At 72.0% G+C, this 23198-nt stretch carries 19 protein-coding genes and 1 pseudogene; 7 read left to right on the top strand and 13 right to left on the bottom strand.

Translation table 11 applies throughout. The annotated features are described in order from the left end of the window. Positions 1–307: 307 nt before the first annotated feature. The gene (locus ND747_RS05920) at positions 308–1375 is read left to right on the top strand and encodes a magnesium transporter CorA family protein (RefSeq protein ID WP_251732441.1); all 1068 of its coding nucleotides are present in this window, start codon (positions 308–310) and stop codon (positions 1373–1375) included. 42 nt (positions 1376–1417) lie between these two features. On the opposite strand, the gene ND747_RS05915 is transcribed toward ND747_RS05920, so the two are convergent. Then, complete coding sequence (locus ND747_RS05915; protein WP_251732440.1) at positions 1418–2245, bottom strand: helix-turn-helix domain-containing protein; 828 nt, start codon at positions 2243–2245, stop codon at positions 1418–1420. Between the two features lie 70 nt (positions 2246–2315). Here ND747_RS05915 and ND747_RS05910 point away from each other — a divergent pair, with 70 nt between their 5' ends. The 3 genes from ND747_RS05910 (at position 2316) to ND747_RS05900 (ending at position 4762) form a co-directional block, all read left to right on the top strand. After that, a complete protein-coding gene (locus ND747_RS05910; RefSeq protein WP_251732439.1) occupies positions 2316–3260 on the top strand; it encodes a TIGR03564 family F420-dependent LLM class oxidoreductase in 945 nt (314 codons plus the stop codon). 52 nt (positions 3261–3312) lie between these two features. Continuing rightward, positions 3313–3927 carry a TetR/AcrR family transcriptional regulator gene (locus tag ND747_RS05905; RefSeq protein ID WP_251732438.1) on the top strand — a complete coding sequence of 205 codons (615 nt, stop codon included), beginning with the start codon at positions 3313–3315 and terminating at the stop codon, positions 3925–3927. Between the two features lie 76 nt (positions 3928–4003). After that, positions 4004–4762, top strand: a complete 759-nt coding sequence (locus tag ND747_RS05900; protein ID WP_374216152.1) for an SDR family NAD(P)-dependent oxidoreductase — start codon at positions 4004–4006, stop codon at positions 4760–4762. Between the two features lie 202 nt (positions 4763–4964). On the opposite strand, the gene ND747_RS05895 is transcribed toward ND747_RS05900, so the two are convergent. Then, complete coding sequence (locus tag ND747_RS05895) at positions 4965–5462, bottom strand: MarR family transcriptional regulator (RefSeq protein WP_251732436.1); 498 nt, start codon at positions 5460–5462, stop codon at positions 4965–4967. A gap of 99 nt (positions 5463–5561) precedes the next feature. Here ND747_RS05895 and ND747_RS05890 point away from each other — a divergent pair, with 99 nt between their 5' ends. After that, on the top strand, positions 5562–6173 hold the full coding sequence (locus ND747_RS05890; RefSeq protein WP_251732435.1) for an NAD(P)-dependent oxidoreductase: 612 nt from the start codon (positions 5562–5564) through the stop codon (positions 6171–6173). Positions 6174–6234: 61 nt separating this feature from the next. Here the strand turns inward: ND747_RS05890 and ND747_RS05885 are convergent. The 4 genes and pseudogenes from ND747_RS05885 to ND747_RS05870 form a co-directional block, all read right to left on the bottom strand. Next, a pseudogene (locus ND747_RS05885) lies at positions 6235–6946 on the bottom strand (toluene monooxygenase); the annotation flags it as partial. 81 nt (positions 6947–7027) lie between these two features. Then, positions 7028–7471 (bottom strand): SsgA family sporulation/cell division regulator, encoded by a 444-nt coding sequence (locus tag ND747_RS05880; RefSeq protein WP_251732434.1) that lies wholly within the window; start codon positions 7469–7471, stop codon positions 7028–7030. An 87-nt stretch (positions 7472–7558) separates the two neighbouring features. Then, positions 7559–8677, bottom strand: a complete 1119-nt coding sequence (locus ND747_RS05875) for a phosphatase PAP2 family protein (RefSeq protein WP_251732433.1) — start codon at positions 8675–8677, stop codon at positions 7559–7561. Positions 8678–8870: 193 nt separating this feature from the next. Beyond that, complete coding sequence (locus ND747_RS05870; protein WP_251732432.1) at positions 8871–9971, bottom strand: ABC transporter substrate-binding protein; 1101 nt, start codon at positions 9969–9971, stop codon at positions 8871–8873. Between the two features lie 609 nt (positions 9972–10580). Between ND747_RS05870 and ND747_RS05865 the strand changes: the two genes are divergently transcribed. Beyond that, a complete protein-coding gene (locus ND747_RS05865) occupies positions 10581–10742 on the top strand; it encodes a hypothetical protein (protein WP_251732431.1) in 162 nt (53 codons plus the stop codon). Positions 10743–11279: 537 nt separating this feature from the next. On the opposite strand, the gene mftD is transcribed toward ND747_RS05865, so the two are convergent. After that, complete coding sequence (gene mftD / locus ND747_RS05860) at positions 11280–12458, bottom strand: pre-mycofactocin synthase MftD (protein WP_251732430.1); 1179 nt, start codon at positions 12456–12458, stop codon at positions 11280–11282. A 188-nt stretch (positions 12459–12646) separates the two neighbouring features. Next, entirely contained in the window at positions 12647–13882 is a 1236-nt protein-coding gene (locus ND747_RS05855; protein ID WP_251732429.1) for an amidohydrolase family protein, read from the bottom strand. A gap of 390 nt (positions 13883–14272) precedes the next feature. Here ND747_RS05855 and ND747_RS05850 point away from each other — a divergent pair, with 390 nt between their 5' ends. Then, positions 14273–14938, top strand: a complete 666-nt coding sequence (locus ND747_RS05850) for a TetR/AcrR family transcriptional regulator (RefSeq protein WP_251732428.1) — start codon at positions 14273–14275, stop codon at positions 14936–14938. A gap of 324 nt (positions 14939–15262) precedes the next feature. Here the strand turns inward: ND747_RS05850 and mftC are convergent, their stop codons facing one another. From mftC to ND747_RS05825, 5 genes are all read right to left on the bottom strand, one after another. Beyond that, positions 15263–16585: a mycofactocin radical SAM maturase gene (gene mftC / locus ND747_RS05845; RefSeq protein WP_374216151.1), complete on the bottom strand. Its 1323-nt coding sequence runs from the start codon at positions 16583–16585 to the stop codon at positions 15263–15265. Next, positions 16582–16845: a mycofactocin biosynthesis chaperone MftB gene (gene mftB / locus ND747_RS05840; protein ID WP_251732491.1), complete on the bottom strand. Its 264-nt coding sequence runs from the start codon at positions 16843–16845 to the stop codon at positions 16582–16584. Before mftB ends, mftC begins: the two co-directional genes overlap by 4 nt. 140 nt (positions 16846–16985) lie before the next feature. Continuing rightward, entirely contained in the window at positions 16986–17105 is a 120-nt protein-coding gene (gene mftA, locus ND747_RS05835; RefSeq protein WP_251732427.1) for a mycofactocin precursor MftA, read from the bottom strand. A gap of 186 nt (positions 17106–17291) precedes the next feature. Next, a complete protein-coding gene (gene uppS, locus ND747_RS05830) occupies positions 17292–18068 on the bottom strand; it encodes a polyprenyl diphosphate synthase (RefSeq protein WP_251732426.1) in 777 nt (258 codons plus the stop codon). A gap of 555 nt (positions 18069–18623) precedes the next feature. Beyond that, a partial coding sequence (locus ND747_RS05825) for a type I polyketide synthase (RefSeq protein WP_251732425.1) occupies positions 18624–23198 on the bottom strand: 4575 nt, incomplete at its 5' end.

Below are 23198 nucleotides of genomic sequence, written 5' to 3'. Positions count from 1 at the left end.
GGCGACGTCCTGCAGGTGGCGCGCTTGCCGGCGTTCGCGTCGACACCGCCGTGGCTGGTCCCCCCGGCGCCGCGGGGGTGGCCACATGCTGGTCGAACGGGCCTCTGGCCCCGTCGGCCCTGGCCTCCCCGTGGTCGCCGACCTTCTCGAAGGAGTGCTTGAGTGCGGCGAAGGCGGTCTGGTGGGCCCGGCGGCCCGCGATGAGACGGCGCCTCCCCATGGGATCCCGGCTCCCGGTGGGATGAACGTCGCCACCGGGGTAGAGCAGCCCAATGGCACGGGTGCAGGGACGGGAGCGGCGGGGGCGATGACCAGGCAGGCGACACGCGGTGAGCGGTACGGCGCGGTCCAGCGATGCGACAGCCCGGCGGACGGCGGCGGGCCGGACGGCGGCGGGCCGGCGGCGGCGGTGCGGACACGGGCCTGGCGAGCGGGGGTCGTGGTGGAGGAGGACTTTCCGCTTGCCGAGCTGCACCGGTACCGCGAGCAGGAGGACGTCGTCGTCTGGGTGGACCTGTGCGCCCCCCGCTCGGACGAGGTGCGCCTGGTCGCCAAGGAGCTCCAGCTGGACGCGCATGCCGTCGAGGATGCGCTGGCCGCGGGCGAACGGCCGAAGTTCGACCGCTATCCGTCCCACCTGTTCCTCAACACCTATGCGGTGCGCATCGATGTGGCCTCCGGCGAGCTGACCAGCCATGAGATCTCCGCCTTCATCGCCGGACGGACCCTGGTCACGGTGCGCCCCGACGACGGCTTCGACCTGGCCGCCGTCACCCGGCGTTGGGATGGGGAGACGCTGGCCGCGCACGGCGTCGGCCACCTCGTCCACGGGCTGGTGGACGAGGTCGTCGACGGCTACCTCGCCGCGGCGCAGACCCTCGACGACGCCAGCGAGGACCTCGAGGACATGCTGTTCGACGAGCAGACCCCCGAGCAGGCCGTGCACCGGCGCAGTTTCGAGCTGCGCAAGAGCCTGGTGCTGCTGCGGCGCCGGGTGGTGCCGATGCGCGACGCGCTCACCCGTCTGATGCGCCCGGACGTCGGGCTCGTCACCGACGGACTGGTCGCCTCCTACCAGGACGTGTACGACCACATCCTGCGCGTCATGGAGTGGGCCGACAGCCTGCGCGACCTGATCACGTCGGTGCTGGACACGAACCTGACCATCCAGAGCAACCGGCTGAACCTCGTCATGAAGAAGCTCACCGGCTGGGCGGCGGTGATCGCCGTACCGACCCTGGTGACCGGCTTCTTCGGCCAGAACGTGCCGTTTCCCGGCAACGGCGAGCACTGGGGGTTCGAAATCGACCTGGGCCTGCTCGTCATCTCCATGACGGCCCTGTTCGTGATCTTCCGCCGCCGCGGCTGGCTGTGAGCTGCCGCCGGCCGTGAGCTGCCGCTGGCTGTGGACCTCCGGCTACGGTGCGGACGCCGCGACGAGGACGCTGGTGCCGGGCTCGCCAGTCGGATGCAGCAGGTGGGCGGTGGCGGGCTGGCCGTCGAGCTGCAGCGGCGGGTGGCCGAAGGCGCCGATGCCGCGGCAGTCCCACAACGGTCGCAGCACCGGATGGTCGGCGCGAAGCAGTCGGCCGATCTCGGCGGTCCGCGGTTCGTCGGCGTACAGGTCCGCGGCCATGCGGAACTGCCGAGCGAGCGCCGGAAGCAGGTCGGGCACCGGGGTGGGCGCACCGGCGAGCAGCCAGAGCACGTGACGATGCGCCGGTTCGTGGTCGGCGGGGTGGCCGAACGCGCGGTCCCACGAGGTGTTGGTGGCGACGACGTCAAGCCGATGGTCGAGCAGCGCCGCGGGGCTTGCCGGCCAGGTCTGCAACAGCGCACCCAACGCCGCCGAGGTACGCAGCACCTCCGAAGTACGCAGCGCCGCCAGCGCACTCGACGGACCCGACCGGCCCGGTGCCTGCGACGTCGTGTGCTCGCGTGGCAGGGCGCTGGCAGGACCGGGTTCGGGCGCGGCAAGACGGTGCAGGTGCCGCCGGCCGACCGCGTCCAGGCGCAGGACCCGACCGACCGCGTCGAGAACCTGCGCGGACGGTGTCACCCGACCCTGTTCGAGCCCGGTGTACCAGGTGAGGCTGACGCCGGCCAACGCGGCCAGCTCCTCCCGGCGCAGACCCCGGGTGCGGCGCCGGCCGCCCCCGGGCAGCCCGACGCTGGCCGGTTCGATCAGGTTCCGGTAGGCGCGCAGGCAGGCGCCGAGCTCGCGCCGCCGGGCAGCCAGCGTCATGCTGTCACTCCTACTTGCACCATCAGCAGGCTCCTGGTTCGCAGGCCTGGTCCCGGCCACAGTTGGCCTGGTGATCCGTATCGGTGTCAACCTCGCCGCCGGCCTGGGCACTCCCAGCTTCGGCAACCTCCTCGACGACCTCGCCGTGGCCGCGGGCACCGTCGCCGCCGCCGGTGTCCGCACCGCCTGGCTGCCCCAGGGCTATGGGTACGACGCGATCGGCGTGCTGACCGCGATCGCCCGGGAGGTGCCGGGTCTGGAGCTCGGCACGTCGGTCGTGATCGTCCAGCCACGCCATCCGCGGGTGCTCGCCGCGCAGGCCCTGACCGCGCAGGCCGCGGCACACGGACGGTTCACCCTCGGGCTCGGCGTCAGCCACGCCGGCCTGCTGGAGGTCTACGGCCAGCCGTTCCACCGGCCGGTCGCCGCGCTGCGCACCCATCTCGACACGCTGCTGCCGATCCTGGCCGGTCGCCCGGTTCCCGGGGCCACCGGAGCAGGCTCCCAGCCGGCCGACAGCGCAGTGCCGGGGGCGCCAGCGGGCGTCCCGGTGCTGCTGGGGGCACTCGGCCCGGCGATGCTGCGCCTGGCCGGTGAGCGCGCGGACGGCACCATCACCTTCCTCGCCGGCCCCCGCACCATCGGTGATCATGTGGTGCCGCTGATCGGCACGGCCGCCCAGGATGCGGGCCGCCCGGCCCCTCGCGTCGTCGTGGGCCTGCCGGTGGCGGTCACCACCGAGCCCGACCGCATCCGCACCGGCCTGAACGTCGAGTACGGCGGCTACGCCCAACTGCCCTCCTACCGGGCGGCGCTCGACCGCGACGGATTCACCGAGCCTGGCGCGATCGCCGTCGTCGGCGACGAGGACGCGGTCCTCGCCCAGCTCACCGCCTACGCCGCCCTGGGTGCCACCGACATCCTCGCCAGTCTGGTCGGCACCGCCGAGGAACGCGACCGCACCCTGCGCACGCTCGGTTCCCTCGCTCGGGACACGGTGACGCCAGCCCGGTGACCCGAGCAACAACGTTCTAGACCGTTCGATCCTGAACTGGTACCGTCATGCCGTGCCCAGGCCCAAGGAGTTCGACGAGGACGAGGCACTGCAGGCCGCCATGGAGCTGTTCTGGGAGCGGGGCTACGAGGCGACGTCCATGTCCGCTCTGGTCAAACGACTGGGCGTCGCCCGGGCGAGTATTTACGCCACATTCGGCGACAAACACCAGCTGTATCTGGCCGCGTTGGACCGCTACGTCCGCCAGCGCGACCCGGAGATCGTCCGGGGGCTGTCCACGCCGGGACCGGTCCTGCCACTCATCCGCACCCTCGTGGAGGGTTACGTTCGCGAGAGCCAGGATCCTGAGGCGTCCCGCGGCTGTCTGGTCGTGAACGCGGCGGTCGAACGACTGGCCGCGGACGAGCAGGCCTGCCGGCGCGTCGAGACGAGCTGGACGACCCTCGAGGTGGCGCTCATGTCCGCCCTGGAGCGCGCCCGACTGCAGGGCGAGCTGAACCCGGAGGCCGACCCTCGGTCACTCGCCTCGTTCCTGCTCGTCGTGCTGCAGGGCATCAGGGTCGTCGGCCGGAGCCCGAACCGGCGGACCGGTGTGTCCCTGGCCGCCGAACAGGCGCTGGACGCGGTCGCGGCTTCCGCTCGCGTGGGCCATAAGCAGCCAGAATAATAAGAGAACGTTCGATTCAGAAAACCCGCGGACGACACCGCTATGCGGTCTGTCGACGAGAGGAAGAGAGTGCCCTGTGACCGGTCGTTTTGCGGGCAGACGCGCGGTCGTCACCGGCGGAGGTTCAGGGATCGGACGCGCCATCGCGATGGGACTCGCCGCAGAGGGAGCCGCGGTCGCGGTCGCGGGCCGCCGCGCCGACGCCCTGGCGGAGACCATCGACCTGATCGAGGCCGCCGGTGGTCAGGGCATCGCCGTACCAACTGATGTGACCCGCGAGCGCGACGTCGAACAGCTCGTTGCCACCACGGTCGACGCCCTCGGCGGGCTGGACATCGCCGTCAACGATGCCGGCGTCCATCGCCCCGGGCTGCTCGCCGACCTGGACGAGGCCACCTGGCAGTCGGTGATCTCGGTCAACCTGACCGGCACCTGGCTGTCGATGAAGCACGAGATCGGACAGATGCGGCGCTCGGGTGGCGGAGCCATCGTCAACATCGCCTCCAACCTCGGTGCGCATGCGCGGCTGCCAGGGATGGGGGCGTACGTCGCCTCGAAGGCAGGCGTGAGCGCCCTGACGCGCAACGCCGCGCTGGAATACATCGACGCCGGCATCCGCATCAACGCGGTCAGCCCCGGACCGGTGGACACACCGATGTCCTATCGGCCTGGAGAGAGCCGAGCCGACTGGAAGAATCGACTGAAGAGCACCAACCCCGCCGGTCGTGGCGCCACCGTCCAGGAGATCGCGGATGCTGCCCTGTGGCTTGTGTCGCCTGCCGCCGGATTCACCGTCGGACACGACCTGGTGATCGACGGCGGCGCCTCGAGCTGACGATCAGAACCCGTAGCACGGGTTCCACCCGGCATGTCCTGCGGTGGTCGCTGGCGTCGACAGGGCGCATCTGGATTCGCCGGGCAGCCCGCCAGTTGTCAAGGGCCGATGTCTACCGTGTCGTGCACCTGACCCAGCTTTCTGATCATGACTTGGCCATCGGGCTCGTGGGAGCAGGCATGTTCCGATGGTCCGTGAGTCGTCACGGGCGGGGCCCGGTACACGGCCGGGTGGCGGTGGGCGCCTGGCAGGTGAAACTGCTCGGATCGGCCCCGGCTTTGGCGAGCAGCGTATGGAGGTGCTGTCGGTCGTCCGGTGAAAGCCGGGTGAACGGAGAGTCCGCGGTCAGCGCGTGAACGAGCCGGCTACGGGCCTCGATACCGCTGGGGGTCAGGCTGATGACCTTCTGGCGTCGATTGGTCGGCACCGGCTGGCGTCGGATGAGGCCGCGCTGTTCCAGCCGGTCGGTGAGAAACGTGACGGTGGACGGGTCACAGTTCAAGGTGGCCGCGAGGGTGCGCATCGAGGGCGCGGGCGCGTCGGGGTCCAGCCGCCACAGGGCGTTCGCGAGCGGCTCGGTGAGATCGAGGTCCTTGAGCAGGTCCGCGGCGAGCGCGCCGATCGCGCCCGCGAGGATGATCACCTGCTTGACGACCGCGTGGGTCAGCGCGTCGTCGACAGGACCGGCGGGGTCAGCCACCCCTCGACGTTACCTGGACCCTCCAACACTTGACGACTCCAACCATCCGCTCAATGCTTGGAGCCTCAAACTGTTTTCTGGGTCGGAAGGACACCCGACATGCATCTGGCGGTCTTCGGCGGCACCGGCCACACCGGGCAGCATCTGCTCGAACAGGCCCTGCGGCAGGGCCACACCCTCACCGCGCTGGCCCGCGACCCGGGCCGTCTCACCCCCCACGAGAGCCTGCGGGCGGTGGCCGGCGACGTCCGGGACGCGGACGTCGTGAAGCACGTCGTCGCCGGCAGCGATGCCGTGCTGAGTGCGCTGGGCCAGCGCCGCTGGGGCAGCACGGTCTGCACCGAGGGGATGCGCACCATCCTGGCCGCGATGGACGTCCACAGCGTGCACCGCCTGGTCGCCGTCAGCGGATACGGCGTGGCCGACAGCCGCCACCGCACCCTCTACGTCGCCATCACCCGGATCGCGATCAGATCGTTGATGCAGGACAAAGAAGGAATGGAGGAACTCATCCGCGCCAGCGACACCGCCTGGACCGTCGTGCGCCCGGCCGTTCTCACCGGCGGCAGCCACACCGGGCACTACCGCACAGGCATCGACCTGCGCCTGACTTTCGCTTCCAAGGTCTCGTACGCCGACGTCGCCGATTTCATGCTCACCCAGCTCACCCACGACACCCACCTCCGCCACGCCGTCGCCATCACCTCGTAGCCAGCGGGCCAGAACCCGGGCTGACCCCGCAGACGGGCAGGTCCGGCCGCGGATCCGGCGTCGAGACCGCATGGTCGAACTGGTAGAGGCGGCCCCGGTGGACCACCTGGTGTGGGGCGGGATCGTGGCGGGAGGCGGCGGAGCCCAGCGGCAGCTGGGTGAAATTACACCGGGCCGGAAGGGTTTCCGGCAGGGTCTGCCCAACCGCCCCTCGTTCCAGGTCGGGCACTTCTCGTTCAGCCACGCCCGTTCGTCCTTCGAGCCCCCGGCACCCGGTTTCCAGAACAGCGTCGGGCGCCAGAACCAGGTCCCGATGTGCATCGCGTGGTGGCCGTTGTCCAGCGAGTGCAGAAAGTCGTCCCAGTACCAGGGCTTCGCCAGCCCGTAGTCCTCGAGAATCCGTTCGTGGTGGTGCACGACCCCTTCGGGCATGAACTCCCTGAAGGACATCTCCCGCTGGTCCAGCGGGGTGTAGCAGTCCATCGCCGGGCCGGTCTGCGCGTGGCGGGCCTCGTCGGTCTGGATCGAGGCGAGCAGGTCCGACCAGTTGATGTCGCCGGCGGCCAGGGCGTCGGCGGCCAGGGCGTCGGCGGCCAGGGCGACGGACCGCAGGGTGGTGAAGCCGTGTTCCACGGTCAGGCTGGTCGCCAGCGCCGCCTCGACGCAGTCGGCGTTCAGCATCACGTCGTCGAAGAAATCCCTGACCGCCAGTACATCCCACTCGCTGGTGTGGAAGGCCTCCGCGCCCAGCCGAACCGCGGGTCGTGCTTCAGTGTTCGACACAATGACACCCGCGGAGTTCCGGACCCGTTTTCCGACGACATGCCGGATGCCGGGGTCAACACCTCGCCCGGTTACTGATCGCCGTCGGTGCGCAGGTGGGCGAGTTCGGCGTTCCAGTCGACGTGGTCGCCCTCGGCGCCGGGCGGGACGGCCTCGTAGGCGTCCCGTAGGAAGGCGACGACCGTCGGGTAGGGAAGCTGCACCTCGGCGCGGCCCGACGCGGACGTGAACGACAGGGCGAGCAGCCGGGTGTCGCCGTGAAAGGCCGGGCGCACCTCGACCGCGCCGACCCCGGCGGGGCGGCGGGCCCCGTCGATGAGCAGCTGGCGGGCGAACGTCCAGGTCACCGTGCGCACGTCGGTGGTGCGCAGCCGCAGGCGCACGGCGTACGGGTCGGCCGGGTCGAAGCCGAGCGTCGCGGTGAACGGCACGCGGGTCCCGTCCGGCTGCAGGTGGTAGGCCGTCATCGGACGCTCGAAGGAACCATCGCCGGCCGGCCCGCCCTGCGACGACATCCGTCCTCCCGCTCCCCGACATCCCCTGTGCCTCGGACGTTGCGGCGCCTCGCCCGGCTCCACTCCCGGCAGGGCCCTGGCCCATCGTCACACACCGGCGCCGGGGACCCAAGGCCGGGCGCGGGTACGCAGGTAGGCGGCCCCGACTCCGGTTCTGCCCTGCGACTGCCGGCGGTCCCGTGCCACGTCTGCGCCGTCGGCGGCCGGTTCGGATGGCGGTCCGGATGGCGGTCCGGATGGCGGTCCGGATGGCGGTCCGGATGGCGGTCCGGATGGCGGCTGGGCGCGGCGGGAACGGAGGCGGGCCAGCAGGCGGCGCCGGGCGGTGCTCAGGGCGCGGCCGGCCAGCACGGCGAGGGCGAGCAGAACAACGGCGAGGATGCCGTCGGCCCACCAGTGGTTGGCGGTGACGACGACGACCAGGCTGGTCACGATCGGATGGGCGAGGATCAGCCAGCGCCAGCGGCTCGGGCTGATCCGGATCACCTCGTAGGCGATCAGGCAGGCCCAGCCGACGTGCACCGACGGCAGGGCGGACAGCTGCGCCGCGACCCCGGCACCGAACTCGCCGTAGACGGACTGGCCGAGCACCACTGCCTCGTCCACGAAACCGACGGAGGTGAGCATCCGCGGCGGCGCGGTCGGCAGGAACATGTGGAACAGCAGGGACGATCCGGTGAACAGCACGATCGTCGTGCGCACCGACGGATAGGCCCGCCGGTGGCGCAGAAACAACCAGACCAGGAACACGTTCATCGCCGGGAAGTGCACCCAGCTGTAGAACACGTTCGCCGCGCGCAGCCACGACTCGTGGTGCAGCATGAACCGTTCCATCGCGAGCTCGCTGGGCAGGTGCACAGCCCGTTCGGTCCGCCAGATCCAGTCGGCCCGCTCCATCGCGCCGCCGACCCGGGTCACCCCGAGGATCCGGGCGATCTGCCAGAGGGTGAACAGGCCCAGGATCGTCCCGGCCTCCTGGCTGGCCGCACCGACGAAGCCCACCGCCCGCCACAGCCGCCGACGCCCGGCCGAGCGACCGGCCATGGCCACGCCACCGGCCTCAGCCTCGATCTCATCAGCCTCGGCCTCGGCCGCTCCCCTGGCAGCCGCTCCCCTGGTAGCCACCACTCGGGCGACGACCCTGACCACCAGCGCCAGCGACAGCAGCACGCCGGCCGCGATCCCCGCCTGCTGCCACAGCGGCATCGTCCGCACCCTCCCGCCTGGCGACGCAGCGCCGAGGCTCCCGAAGCGTCACGTTACGTCCCGCCCGTCCTGGACGCCGACCGGCCCGGACGGTGCGCCCCAGCGCACCGGATCAGGCGGCGGATCGGACCAGATCAGGCAGCACGGCGTGGTGCGGCGTGGCGCCGTGGATCAGGTGGTGCGGCGGAGCAGCTCAGAGGGTGGGGGTGAGCTCGCGTCCACAGAGGTTGCGGTCCTCGGCGTCGAAGCCGGTGGACGTGGGGTTGACGCGCAGCAGGGCGACGCAGGTCGTCGGGTGCGCCCGGGCGACGCCGACGTTGGTCGGTGCGAGCAGGCCGTCCGCGGTGTAGGCGGTCAGCGAGCGCAGCGCGGTCACCACGGACGCGCGGGTCGGGCAGGGCCCGGCGGCACGCAGGCCGCGCAGGAGCAGGTCGGTGTCGATGTAGGAGACCAGGGCGCTGTCCTGGCGCGGTTCGGTGAGTTGCGGGGCGTAGCGGCGCATCGCGTCAAGGTAGCGCTCCACCGGGGCGCCGCCGGCCTCCAACGGCCGGTACGACACGGGGACGACCACGCCCGCGACCGACGCCGCGCCCGTGCGCAGCAGGGTGCGGTCGTAGCCGCCGAGGGCGAGCACCACGTCGGGCTCGCCCCCGGCCTGATGGATCGCCTCGAGCAGCGCCGGCAGCGCCGCCGGCGCCAGCATGGTGACGACGGTGTCCGCGCCCGAGGCGACGATCTGCTCGGCGAGCCTGGTGGCACTGTCCGCCCCGGCCAGGTACGAACTGTTGCCGACCACCTCGACGCCGGCGGCCCGCAGGCCCTGGCCGATCCGGTCGGCCGTCCCCGACATCCCGGCCGACATCCCGGCCCGAACGACATACGCCCGCGTGCCGCCACGGGCCGTCACGGCACGGCCGTAGGTGTCGACCGCGCCGCCGACGGAGTTCACCACCCCGAACATGTTCGGATTGCGCAGCCACACGTCCTCGGTGGCGAAGCCGGCCACCGGAACTCCCCGTTCCGCGAGAAAAGAGGCGCCACCGGCGGCGGCCGCGGTGAACTCCAGCAGCCCGAACACCCCCTGGCCGTCGACCAGGTCACGCGCGCCGAGGAGATTTCCCTGCGCCGTCCCGGCATCGTCTCGCCAGGTGTAGGAAATCTTACGGCCGTTGATTCCCCCAGCCGCGTTGACGGCGCCGATACGCGCGTCGACGCCGGCCCGCACGGCCTGATACCCGGTCGCCAGTACCCCCGAGTCGGGCAGCAGCAGCCCCAGTCGGATCTCGTTCTTCATCAGCCCCGGGATACTGTCCGAATCCGCGCACGACGATGCGATACCGGGTGTCCGGGTGCACGTCGATATCCCGACAAGAAGCAGGGAGAGCATCGCCGGCAGTCCCATCCACGCTGCCAGTCGCCCCGCTTCCCGCCGATGTGGTCGCGTGCGCCGGGCAATCATCCGCAGCCGCCTGGCCGCCCCCGTTCCCGCCAACCGCGCTCCCAGGACGCGGGGCCTCGCCGCTCGCAACCCCGACATCCGCAACCCCGACATTCGCAACCCCGGCACCGGCAACTCCGGTACCCGCGAACCCGGTACCCGGATCCGCGCCGCCCGGGCCGATTTGATCATCCGCGTCCGTGCTGCGCGCATCCGTACTGCGCGCGTCGCCGCCGGGCCCGAACCGGTCTCCGTGGAGTTCGTCCGAGCCAATCCCGCCACCTGCGTATTCGCCGGCTGCGTATTCGCCGGCTGCGTGTTCGCCGGCTCCGGTTTCGTCAGCCGTGGCTGCGACCGGCGCGTGCCGGCCCGGTGCGACGTCACCACCCGCGGGCTCGGCACACCCGGACCCGCCGGCCTCGGCGTCGGCAGCCGGTGCAGCGGCAGACGCGGAGCCGGAACGCGGTGGCTCTGCGGGCGGCGGCTCGGCAGCCGGTGCCCCGGCAGGTACTGGCTCGGCAGGTACTGGCCGGGCAGGTACTGGCCGGACCCGTGCTGGCCGGGCAGGTGCTGGCCGGGCAGGTGCTGGCCGGGCAGGTGCCGGGTCGGCTGGTACTGGCCCGGTAGGCGGGGGGCTGGAATGGACGGGGCCGGCCAGCCCGGGCCCGGCAACTGCGGGCTCGGCGGGGTCATTCGGCATGCGCATTCACGCCGGACATTCCGCCGCCGGGACGCCGGCGGCAGCGGCCGGCGTGCAGCGTGGGCCGCCGGGACGCCCGGCCGGCCGATACCACGATTCGGCCGAGGAATACATTCTCATCGGCGACCGGCGACAAATCCGCCAGGACGTCCGCCCCCGCACAGGCCCCATCCGGGCGCTCGGGAACGGGGACCGCTGGGACCACAATGCGAGGGCGACAGGGCATGCCACTATGGTGCACACCCCGCCAGATACGGACAACCATGCAAGTCGGTTTCGCCCCGGGTGCAACTGGGCGTTGCACCCGCCATTCCTTTCACCCGGGGCGACCGAGTTTCCTCATGGTATCTCGTATGTATCTTTCGAGTTTCTTTCCGCGTACATCCGATCGAATGCCGTCTGACCTGCGACGCAGTAGGACAAGCAGTCAAAACGACCGCGGCGAACCCGACAACCGGGTAGGGTCAGACTTTGCGGTCCAACGCGAAGCCGGCCGGTACGAGCAGGTCCTCGGGCGACAGTTCGTGCACCGAGGAGTGACCGAGGCCGAGCAGCGTCTCACTCACGCCCTGGCGGAGGATCTCCAGCACGTTGGTCACGCCGCGCTCACCACCGGCCGCCATTCCCCACAGGTACGCCCGGCCGACCATGACCGCGCGGGCACCGAGCGCCAGGGCCTTGACCACGTCGCTGCCACGGCGGATGCCGCCGTCGAGCACGACCTCGATCTGGTCACCGACCGCGTCCACCACACCGGGCAGGCAGCGGATCGACGCGGGCGTCGAGTCGACGTTGTTGCCGCCGTGGTTGGACACCGAGATCGCGCTGGCGCCGACGTCGACCGCCCGGCGCGCGTCGTCCGGCCGGGTGATGCCCTTGATCATGAAAGGGCCGTCCCACTGCTCACGCAGCCAGGCGAGATCCGCCCAGGTCGGCGGCGGGGTGCCCATCCACTGGCCGTAGGCGCCGAAGAAGGTCGGCGGGGTGGCCTCGCGCGGCCCGAGGTTGGGCACACCGAGGTCGGGCAGCGAGCCGCTGCGCAGCCAGGTGGCCAGGTAACCCGGCTTGATGGCGACCTGCGGGGCGTAGCGGGCCATCGCCTTGAGGTTGAGCTTGTCCGGGATGAACGGGCTGCCCCAGTCCCGGCGGGAGTCGAACACCCAGTCCAGGGTGACGATGAGCCCCTTGGCGCCGGCGGCGCGGGCCCGCTCGGCGCGGGCGAGGATCTCCTCGCGGGACCCGAGCCAGTAGGTCTGGAACAGCAGCTTGTCGATCGCCTCGCCGACCTGCTCGACCGGCTTGGACGCGAACGCCGACAGGCCCATCGCCGTACCGGCGCCCGCCGCCGCCCGGGCGACCGCGAGCTCCCCGTCGGGATGCACCGCCTGCACCCCGGTCGGCGAGATGATCACCGGGAAGCTGATCTCCTGCCCCATCACGGTGGTGGCCAGGTCCCGCGTCTGCGGGAGGTCGGCGACGTGCGGTCGGACCTTCAGCTCGGCGAACGCGGCGATGTTGTCATCCATCGTCACCCCGGCCTCGGAGCCGGCGACCAGCGCCAGGTAGACGCCCTTGGGCAGCCGCTTCTTCGCCCGCCGCTGGGCCTCCGCGACCGTCTCGAACCAATCCCTCGTGCTGGCCATCGCACTCCCGCCTCGTTCCGTCGTGTGGCGCCGCTCAATTTGGCACCGAGTGCCACTGTAGCCGTGCGCCCTGCCGGACGCACCACGGCGCCCGCGGCGGCCCACCACGCACAGACGGGGTGAGTCCCGTGGGACCCACCCCGTCCAGGTGCGCTCAGGCCGAGGCCAGGCGGAGATTCAGCCGGAGATCAGGCGGTGACCAGAGCCTTCTTGGCCGGGTCGATATGCATGATCTTGGCGAGGTTCTCGCCCATGACCTTGCGCTGGTCCGCCAGGGGGAGGCTGTCGATCTCGTCGACGAAGGTCACCGGGTCGAACAGGCCCTCGGGGTGCGGGTAGTCCGAACCGAACACCACGTTGTCGGCGCCGATGGTCTCGACCAGGCTGACGACGTCCTCCTCGTGGAAGGGATGGACGAAGATGCTGCGCCGCCAGGTGACCATCGGGTCCTCGTCGAACAGGCCCGGGGTGCGGGAGTAGTGCTTCTGGAACTGGGTGACCAGCGGGCGGACCCACGAGCTGCCGTTCTCGACCGGCAGGAAGCGGATACCGGGGAAGCGGGTGGCCAGGCCATGGGCGATGATCGAGGTGATGACGTCCTTGATGTAGCGGTGCTCGCTGTTCACGAGCAGGTTGAACGCCGAGGGCTTGCTGTCGAACGGCAGGAACTCGCCGCGCACGCCCTCCCACTCGTTGAGGTAGCGCTGGAAACCGTCGTCGGAGGCGTGCATGCCGACGACGACACCGGACTCCTCGACCCGCTTCCAGAACGGGTCGAACTCGGGCAGCGCGAACGAGCGGCGCGTCCCGTTGAGCGCCGGCACCGGCGCCGGACGGATCAGGATCGCCCGGGCACCCCGCTCGAGGACGTAGTCGAGCTCGCGCAGCGCCGAGTCCAGGATCGGCAGGGTGATGATCGGCGTCGGGAAGATCCGGTCCTCGAAGTTGTACGACCAGTGCTCGAACATCCACTCGTTGAGCGCGTGGACGACGATGGTGGTGGCCTCCGGGTCGTCCGCGAGGCGCTCCTCGAGCAGGCTGGCGAGCGTCGGCCACATCATCGCCCGGTCGATGCTGAGCTCGTTCATGAGCTCGAGCCGGTCGGCCGGGTTGAAGTACGCCGGCGGGGCCTGGATGTACTTGGGCGGCGGGGCGGCCTCGATGTCGCCCGCCTTCGTCTTGGAGGACGGGTTCTTCAGCCGGAACTCGATCTCCTGCGCCCCGGGGGGCGCCACGACGTTGAACGTCGGGTTCGGAATGTACTCGCTGATGACATTCCGCAGAGCGATCTTGGTCCGGCCGTTGATCTGGACGTACTTCACCAGACCGGCGTGGCTCGCCGGCAGGTACTTGGTGAAGGCGTCGGTGGTCTCGTACATGTGATTGTCCGCGTCGAAGACGGGGAAATCGAGAACTCTCGACATTCTCTACTCCTGTGCAGTCTCACCTGAGTGGTGACTTCTGGGATCACGAGGACAGACGGCGACTGGCAGCGCCGACGCCACGGTCCTCGCAGCTCTACGGTGGGTGATGGCTGGTGGGGCGGCGCGCGCTCCGGCACGGAGGGCACCGGTTGCCGGCCAGGTGGCGGTCGCCCACGGCGACGGTGGCCCACGGTGACGGTGGCCGCGAACGGTGGTCGGACCCGGGTGTTCCTGCGAGACGGTCGCGGGAATGGTGACCGACCAGGCAGACTGGGCAACACCGGGCAGCAGCCCGGACCCGGACCGCCGGAGCACAGCCTGTCGGGGCACAGCCTGTCGAGGCACAGCCTGTCGGGGCACAGCCTGTCGAGGCACAGAGGAGAACAACACGTGGGACGGCCCAGATCGCCGCTGGTGGACCGCCGGGAGGCGATCACAAAGGCGCTCGACATTATTGATCGCGACGGCCTGCCCGCCCTGAACCTGCGCCGGCTCGGCACCGAGCTCGGGGTGAGCGGCGCCGCGCTCTACCACCATTTCACCGACAAGGACGAGATCCTGCGGGGCGTCGTCGGCGCCGTCATGTCGAAGACCATCGTGCCGCTCAACGCCGAGGGCGAGTGGGACGAGATTCTCATCGCCTCGGCGACCAACTTCCGCCAGGTGCTCGTCTCGCACCCCAACGCGGCGCCGCTGTTCGTACCCGGCAGCCTGCCGGCCCGCAACGGCGGCAACGCGGCCCGCGAGCACATGGCATCGCTGATGCTGGCCAGTGGCGTGCCCGAGCAGCTGTGCTACCCGATCATCGAGAGCGCGGAGATGCTCGCCTACGGCTCGGCGATGATGAACCCCAACCGTCTGCCGCCCGCCGCCCGCCTGGGGCTGAGCCCCGCCTCGGCCACCAGCCCCGAAAACCTTCCGCGGGTCATCGCCGCGACGCCGACGTCCACCGACGAGCTCTTCGACCTTGAGCTCGCCGCGCTGGTCCGCGGCTGGCAGAGCCTGATCGCGCAGGCCCGCACCAGCGAGGAAAAGCACCTCGAGGACATGCACTGAGGCGACAGGCGCCGGCCGGCAGACCGGGCACGGCCCTCGGTTTCGGCCCATCACCCGCTCCCTCCGCCTGGCCGCCCGGTCGGGACGACACCCCAGAAAACTGAACAACGTTAACTTTTGCCGGACGCTATGATCCGCTGCTCCTGAACCATGCTCCGCACCCAGAACCACCTGGTGCGTACCACCACCATGCGCACACTAAGCCCACCGCCGCAACCGTTCCCCGTCGAGCCTCGCCAGACGGCGACAAACGCCCAGGTGGGGGGCCTGACAGCACGACGGCCCGACGGCCAGAAGAACTGGCAGCCGGGCCGAATCCGCCACTCAGACGCGGGCGGCGCCCGGGTCGAAGCCGGCGAGGGGGTCCTCCTGGCAGGCGCTGACCGGGGGCAGCGCCGGCGCCAGGGCACTCGGGGCCCGTCCGATCGTCACCGGAACCGGGCCGCCGCTCCTGCGGCCGGCCCGCTCATCCCGCGCCTGCGACCGTGCGCGGGTCGACCCGGTGCCGGCCAGGATCGGACGGGAGTGGTCGACCGTCGAGCGGGGCGGGGCGACCTCGCCGCGAGCGAGCAGCGCATCCACCCCGTGACCCTGGACGCATTCGGGGTCGGGGCCGTCCAGCGGCAGGCCGGTGAAGAACTTCGCCGCCATGCAGCCACCGCGACAGGAGTCGTAGTGCCCGCAGGACGCGCACGCCCCGCCGGTCTGCGGCTCGCGCATCACCTCGAACAGCTCGGACTCGCGCCACACGGAGGTGAAGCCCCCGGCGTCACGCACGTTGCCGGCGAGGAACTCGTCGTGGATGGCGAACGGGCAGGCGTACACGTCCCCGACGGGGTCGATGAGGCAGACCACCCGGCCGGCGCCGCACAGGTTGAGCCCGGGCAGGGCCTGGCCGTAGGCGGACAGGTGGAAGAACGAGTCGCCGGTCAGCACGTTCTCGCCCGCGGCGACCAGCCAGTCGTAGAGCTCGCGCTGCTGGGCGGCGCTGGGGTGCAGCTCGTCCCAGGTGTCGGCGCCGCGCCCGGAGGGACGCAGCCGGGTCAGCCGCAGCTGCGCGCCGTAGCGGTTCGCGATCTCGGCGAAGCCGTCGAGCTGGGAGACGTTGTGCCGGGTGACGACGACGGACAGCTTGAACCCGCGGAACCCGGCCGCGGCCAGGTTCTCCATCGCGCGGATCGCCGTGTCGTACGAACCCTCGCCGCGCACGGCATCGTTGATCTCGGCGGTCGCGCCGTCGAGGGAGATCTGCACGTCGACGTAGTCGCTGCCGGCCAGTCGGGTGGCCACCTCGGGGGTGATCCGCACGCCGTTGGTGGAGAACTTCACCCCGACGTGGTGTGCGGTGGCGTAGTCGACGAGCTCCCAGAAGTCGGCACGCACCGTCGGCTCACCACCGCCGATGTTGACGTAGAACACCTGCAGCCGCTCGAGCTCGTCGATGACGGCCCTGCACTCGTCGGTCGACAGCTCCCGCGGGTCACGCCGCCCGGAGCTGGACAGGCAGTGCCGGCACGCCAGGTTGCAGGCGTAGGTGAGTTCCCAGGTCAGGCAGATCGGTGCGGCAAGCCCGCGGGCGAAGTGATCGATCAGCCGGGTCGGGCCGACCGTGCCGGCCGGCGTGCCGGCCGTCGCCGTCGTGGTCACAGCTGACTCCCCTCGACGAGCATCTGGGACGCGGCGAGGGCCGCCAACGATCCCTGGTAGCGGCCGAGATCCGTGGCGGACAGCCCCACGGCGGCAGCCGCGGCCCGCGCGGACTCGTGCGCGGACAGCGCCTCGACCAGCGCCAGCAGCCCCGGTTCCTTCAGGAACGACAGCCGCCGCGTGCCAAAGTGGTAGAGCAGCGCACCGAACGACTCCGGCCGCACCGACACCTGCGGATGCAGCCGCCACGGCCGGTCCAGGTCAAAACCGCCACCTCGAACCGGCGCCGCCGCCGGGGCCGCGTCCGTCCCACCAGCGCCGCCGGCGACACTGCCGAGAGACAACGGACGGACGGACGCGACCGGACCGGCGGATCCAGCGGACGTGGCCGGATCCGTGCTCAGTAGACGCCGCACATGCCGTCGATGGAGACCTCCTCGACGAGAAGATCCTCCACCACGGGCGCCTGTGCGTCGGACGCCTCGACGGCCTGGTCGATCTGGATCCCGCTCGGTTCCATACGCACTCCCCTGACCGCACGACTGGTGCCCGGACGGATGTGGTCCGGCCGGGACCGTTTCCGGTCCCGCTGGGGCAGAACTGTAGTGACACCGGGTGCCAAAGAAAAGCGGTTCCGCCAAGCTCGGCCAAAATGCCCGGCCGTCTCCGCCGTCCCGACCGTCTCCGCCGGCGGCGCCCGACCCCGCTACGAACCGTGGCGGCGTTCCCGGGCGGCGAAGCTGCGCAGCGCACGCAGGAAGTCGATCTCACGGAACGCCGGCCAGTACGCCTCACAGAAGTACAGCTCGGAGTACGCACTCTGCCACAGCAGGAAGTTCGACATCCGCTGCTCACCGGACGTGCGGATCACCAGATCCGGATCGGGCTGCCCCGCCGTGTACAGGTTGCGGGCGATGTCGTCACCGGTGAGGGCGGCGGCGACGTCGGCCAGGGAGTCCCCGGCCTCGGCCCGCTCGTACAGATGCTCCCGGATCGCCTCGATGACCTCCTGTCGCCCCCCGTACCCGACGGCGAGCGTCACGTGGAACCCGGTCGTGCAGGTGCGGGTCGTCTCCACCGCGTTCTTGAGCACCCGCGCGGTCGAGTCGGGCAGGACGTCCAGCATCCCGGCGAGATGCACCCGCCACCGCGCGTCCGGACGGGCGAGCCGGTCGGAGACCACCTGCTCGATCACGCTCATCAGATAGGCGACCTCGGCATCCCCCCGGCGCTGCAGGTTCTCCGTCGAGCAGACGAACACCGTGACATGGCGGATCCCGACGGCCTCGCACCAGGACAGCACGTCCTCGGCATGCTCGGCGCCGTAGCGATGACCGAGACTGGGATTGGCCATCCCCATCTCCCGGGCCCACCGCCGGTTACCATCCATGACCAGTCCGACGTGCGCGGGCAGCGGACCGTCCATCACCTGCCGGCGCAGCCGCCGGGTGTAGAACGCGTAGAGGGGGCCACCGAGGGCCATCGTGAAACCTTCCGCCGCGAGCCTGCAGGGACGCCGCGGACCCCGCACCCACCGCCTGACCCACGTTCCGGCAGCTGCGCGGCCCGACCTTGCCAGGACATGACCCCCGGCCAGGACATGACGGGGATGGATGACGATACCCCGCCGCTCCGCGGCACCAGCCACCGCCAGGCACCTCGTCCCCCGCCTCCCCCGCCCGAGCACACAGTCAGATCACACACCCGAGCCACACACCCGAGCCACACAGCCGGACCAGACAGCCGGACCACACAGCCGGACCACACAGCCGAGCCACACAGCCGGACCAGACAGCCGGACCACACAGCCGGACCACACAGCCGGACCACACAGCCGAGCCACGTCCCCGGATGACCGCAGCGCTGCGGGCTGTTCCCGGAAGGTTGCTCGCCGAGATGTGGAGGGTTGTTCGGCTGTCAGGCCCGAAATCCCCGAACAACCCTCCACATGCCGGCGCGACCGCCGGTTCCTCGGCGTTGGGGACGGGCCGGCGACGGATGCCGCGGGTAGGAGACGAACCGTCGGTCCGGCGGACCGTCAGCCGGCCCGGGGAGCGGCGGCGGCCGGCAGCGGTGCCTGTTCCAGGTTCGTCAACCAGCGGTGCAGGTCGTGGGCGGTGGCGGCGGCGTGTTCGTGGAGCATCGACTGGTGGTCACCGGCCACGTCGAAACTGTCGTGGTCAAGGGTCCACTCGCTGGTCCAGGCCTGACCGGTGCCGGTGATGTCCTCGGTGACGGTGCGCCGGGGCAGCCGGGTGCCGGCCCGCACCAGCACGACCGGCGCGCACACGTCGCGGGGCCGCCAGTTCTCGAACAGGTCCAGGTAGGCTCCCTGGGCGGTGACCTGCGCCTCGGTCATCAGCGCATACGCCTGCTCGTTGACGGCGATGCCGCGCAGCTCGTCCTGGATATCACCTTCGGGGATGCGGTCGCTGGGCAGCCAGGTGTCCAGCAGCACGACGGCCGCCGGGCGCACGCCCCGTTCCTCCAGCGCGGACGCGATCGCGTGCGCGAGCCAGCCGCCGGAGGAGTAGCCGGCGAGCGCGATCGGACGGTCCGGAAACGACGCCGTGATCGTCTCGACGTGCCGGGCGACGACGAGGTCGGCGGTGGCGGGCAGCAGCTCGCCGTCGCCGAACCCGGGATGTGCCAGGGCGTGGACGTCCCGGCGTCCGTGCAGGTGCAGGGCGAGCCGGGCGAAGGTGTGCGGCCCGGACGGCGCCACCATCGACGGCAGGCAGAGCAGTGCCAGCGGCGCCGACCCCGAGGCCAGGCGCACCGGCCGTCCGGGTGCCCCGAACCCGCCGACAGAGGTGCACACCGGCCGCAGCTTCGCCGCCGCCCGCAGTACCCCGACGCCCGCGGCGAACTTGCCGTCCGCGCAGGCCTGCCGGTACAGCCCCCGCACCCCGACCGCCTCGCCGTCCCAGGCCGGCGCGGCGGACGGAGCAGAGGACGGAGCAGAGGTGGCGGACGGAGCAGAGGTGGCGGACGGGGTGGCTGCGGCCAGGGTGGCGAGGTGGGCGGCGAGGTCGATGACGGTGGGATGTTCGAACACGGCCTGGGTGGTGAACGCGAGACCGGTGGCCGCGACCAGCCGGCGCCGCAGCTCCACCGAGGCCAGCGAGTCGAAGCCGAGTTCGAGGAAGCGCCGGGACGGATCGAGTTCGTCGGGCGAGTCGTGACCGAGAACGTCCGCCGCCTCGGCCCGCACCAGCTCCGCCAGCTCGCGCCCGGCAGGCACCGCCGCGCCGCGGTGCTCCGCGCGACCGCCGGCCCCGCACCCCCCGACGCCGGGAGGTCGTGCGCAACCGCGGCTGGCCGTCGCGGGCAGGGGTAGCGCGGCAAAGAAGCGGGAGTCGCGGGCCGCGGTGATCGAGGGCAGGAACCGGTCCCAGTCGACGTCGACGACCGTGATCGTTGATGTCCCCGGACCCGGCCCGGCGAGCGGGCCCGGACCGAGACCGAGACCGGGACCGGGACTAAGGGCAGGGCCGAGGGCGGCGACGAGGGTGGTGGACGCCGGGGCCGGCGGGAGGGGACGCAGGCCCCGGCGGGTCAGGTGGTCGCGCAGGGCCGGTTCGGCGCCGATGCCGGCGCCGGCCCAGGGACCGTAGGCGACGCTGGTGATCCGACAGCCGCCCGGGTTGGCCCGCCCGGCCAGGCCGTCCAGGTAGGCGTTGGCGGCGCTGTAGGCGGCCTGGTTGCCGCTGCCCCACACGGCGGCGATCGACGACACCAGCGCCAGGTCGGTGACGGTGGCGCCGGCGGGGGTGGCGAGCAGGCGATCGAGGGCGACGGCGCCCGCGACCTTCCCGGCGACGACCTCGGCGATCTCGTCCAGGGTGAGGTCGGTCAGCGCACGGTTCGGCCCGACGACGCCGGCGGCGTGCACGACCGCGGTCACCGGCGAACCCGCGTCCGCGTGGCGGCGCAGCAACCCGGCGAGGGCCGACTCGTCGCCCACGTCGCAGGCCTCGGCCGTGGCCTGAACGCCGAGCGCGGTGAGCTCGGCGACAAGCTCCGTCGCGCCGGGACTCGCCGGGCCCCTACGGCTGGCCAGCACCAGTCGTCCGGCTGTGTGCTGGGCGAGAGCCCGGGCGACCTGCGCGCCCACGGCACCGGTTCCACCGGTGATCAGCACGGTTGCCGTCGCACGCCCCGCCCGACCCGGCTGCGCTCCCACCACCGGCTGCGGTCCCGCCGCCGGCATCGGCCCAAACGGTGCCCGTTCGTCGTCGGGTACCGGTCCCAGCCGCGGGACGCGCAGCCCCGATGGCCGGGCGGCGTACTGGTCCTCGTAGGCGCCCGGGACAGTACCGGCACCGGGGCTGCCTCCCGCAGCCGGAACACCAGCAGCCGGAACACCAGCGGTCAGGGCACCAGCGGTCAGGGCACCAGCGGTCAGGGCGACGCCGAGCCACAGCAGCGACTGGTCGTCGACGTCGTGCTCGTCCCGTCCGCGCAAGGCGGGGTCGAGCCGGCTGGCGGGCAGGTCGATCAGGCCGCCCCAGGTACGCGGTTGTTCCAGGGCGAGGGTGCGCCCGAGGCCCCAGATCATCGTCTGGTCGGGTCGGGTCACCGGATCGTCGTCACCGGTGGCGACGGCGCCGGTGGTGATCATCCACAGTGGGATGTCCGACGGCGTGTCGGCCAGGGCCTGCGCGCAGGCGACGGACAGGGCGAACCCGCGGGACAGTCCCGGATGGTCCGGGTGGGGGGTGCCGTCCAGGGCGAGCAGGGAGAGCACCCCGCTGATCGGCGTCTCGCCAGTGGTCCGGTCGGCGCCGCGGCGCTCGGCCAGGCGGGTGGCGATCTCGTCGCGGTCGGCCCGCTCAAGCTGGATCACCTCGCTGCCCCCGAGCCGTTCAAGCACCCAACCCAGCCGGCTGACCAGCGCCGGTTCCACGCCGCTCGGCGGGACGAGCACCCACCAGCGTCCCCTGGGGGTTTCGCCGGTGGCGGCACCGACCGGGCTCGGCGGGACGGGCCGCCGGCGTGGGCCGATGCCGGCATGCGCGGTGAGCACGGCGGTGACGTCGGCGTCGGCGAGCGCCTGCCAGACGGTGCGGTAGTGCCATCCGGACGTCGCGGCGCCGGCAGGCCACGAGCCCGCCGGCAACGGACCCGCCGGCAACGGACCCGCCAGCCCGGACCTCGGCGCCGGAACCCGAGCATCGGCTGTGGCCACAGCGCTCACCTGGACGGCAGTGCTCACCTGGACGGCAGCGCCCACCTGGACGGCAGCGCCCACGGGGCGAGCGGAACCGGCGGGGTCGTCGAGCCAGTGACGGCGGCGCTGGAAGGGGTAGGTGGGCAGGTCGACCAGGTGGCCGCGGTGGCCGAGGACCGCCCGCCAGTCGACGTCGAGGCCGTGGCAGTCCAGACCGGCGACCGCGGCGAGCAGCGTGTCGGTCTCCGACCGTCCCGTGCGGGCCGTCGCGACCGCCAGCGGCGCCCGGCGCCCGGCACCGGCACCGGCACCGGCGACCGCGTCGTCGCCAGCGTCGTCCACGAGGGTCGCCGGGACGAGGGGGGTGAGGATCGCGTCGGGGCCGAGTTCGAGGTAGGCGTCGGTGCCTTCGGCGGCGAGGCGACGCAGGGCGGCGGCGAACTGCACCGTGCCGCGGGCCTGGCGGGCCCAGTAGTCGGGGGTGCGCAGCGACGCCGGGGCGAGCTCGCCGGTGAGCGTCGACACGATCGGGATGGTCGGCTCGTGCCAGGTGAGGTCGGCGGCGACCGCGCGCAACGGCGCCAGCATGCCGTCCAGGTGCGGGGAGTGGAAGGCGTGGCTGGTGGTGAGCCGGCGGGTGGCCACGCCCCGGGCGGCGAAGGTGGCGGCGAGGTGCTCGGCGGCGCCGGCGTCCCCGGCGATGACGACGGCGGACGGCGCGTTGACGGCGGCGAGGGTGACCCGTCCGGCGTGCTCGGCCGGTGCGGCGGCCAGGGCCGCGCGCACCTCGTCGGCGCCGGCGCGGATCGCGATCATCGCACCGCCGGGCGGGCAGGCCTGCATGAGCCGGCCGCGGGCGGCGACCAGGCGGACGGCGTCGTCGAGCGTCCAGACGCCGGCGACATACGCGGCGACGAGCTCGCCGATGGAGTGCCCGGCCAGCAGCGCCGGACGCACCCCCCAGGAGGTGACCAGCCGGAACAGCGCGGTCTCGTGGGCGAACAGGGCCGGCTGGGTGTACTCGGTGCGGTCCAGCAGGGCCGCCGCGGGCGAGCCGGCCGGGGCGAACATCACCTCGAGCAGCGGACGGTCCAGGCCGGCGTGGGCGTCGAACCGGGCGGCGATCTCGTCGAGGGCGGCGGCGAACACCGGAAACGCCTGGTGCAGCTGTCGGCCCAGCCCGGGACGCTGGCTGCCCTGGCCGGTGAACACCATCGCGAGCCGCGTCGTGGCCCCGGGCACGCAGCTGTCGCGCACGATGGCCGGCCCGCTCCGCCCGTCGGCGAGCCGCCCGAGCGCCGCCACCAGCGGCGCAGGCCCCACGGCCGGTCGGCCCGGCGCCCCGGCGGGGGGGATGGGCGGGGTGGTGACGAGCACGGCCCGGTGTTCGAACCGGGACCGTCCGGCGAGGGTGTGGGGGACGTCGACCAGTTCGAGCTC

The sequence above is a fragment of the Frankia sp. R82 genome, assembly GCF_023716925.1.
Classification (GTDB): domain Bacteria; phylum Actinomycetota; class Actinomycetes; order Frankiales; family Frankiaceae; genus Frankia.
Note: the sequence above shows the minus strand (reverse complement) of the source record. Positions and strands in the feature narration are given on the sequence as shown.

Coding starts and splice junctions, on each gene's coding strand:
- ND747_RS05920 (WP_251732441.1), top strand. CDS start 308: ATGACCAGGCAGGCGACACGCGGTGAGCGGTACGGCGCGGTCCAGCGA.
- ND747_RS05915 (WP_251732440.1), bottom strand. CDS start 2,245: ATGACGCTGGCTGCCCGGCGGCGCGAGCTCGGCGCCTGCCTGCGCGCC.
- ND747_RS05890 (WP_251732435.1), top strand. CDS start 5,562: ATGCATCTGGCGGTCTTCGGCGGCACCGGCCACACCGGGCAGCATCTG.
- ND747_RS05880 (WP_251732434.1), bottom strand. CDS start 7,471: ATGTCGTCGCAGGGCGGGCCGGCCGGCGATGGTTCCTTCGAGCGTCCG.
- ND747_RS05875 (WP_251732433.1), bottom strand. CDS start 8,677: ATGCCGCTGTGGCAGCAGGCGGGGATCGCGGCCGGCGTGCTGCTGTCG.
- ND747_RS05870 (WP_251732432.1), bottom strand. CDS start 9,971: ATGAAGAACGAGATCCGACTGGGGCTGCTGCTGCCCGACTCGGGGGTA.
- mftD (WP_251732430.1), bottom strand. CDS start 12,458: ATGGCCAGCACGAGGGATTGGTTCGAGACGGTCGCGGAGGCCCAGCGG.
- ND747_RS05855 (WP_251732429.1), bottom strand. CDS start 13,882: ATGTCGAGAGTTCTCGATTTCCCCGTCTTCGACGCGGACAATCACATG.
- mftA (WP_251732427.1), bottom strand. CDS start 17,105: ATGGAACCGAGCGGGATCCAGATCGACCAGGCCGTCGAGGCGTCCGAC.
- uppS (WP_251732426.1), bottom strand. CDS start 18,068: ATGGCCCTCGGTGGCCCCCTCTACGCGTTCTACACCCGGCGGCTGCGC.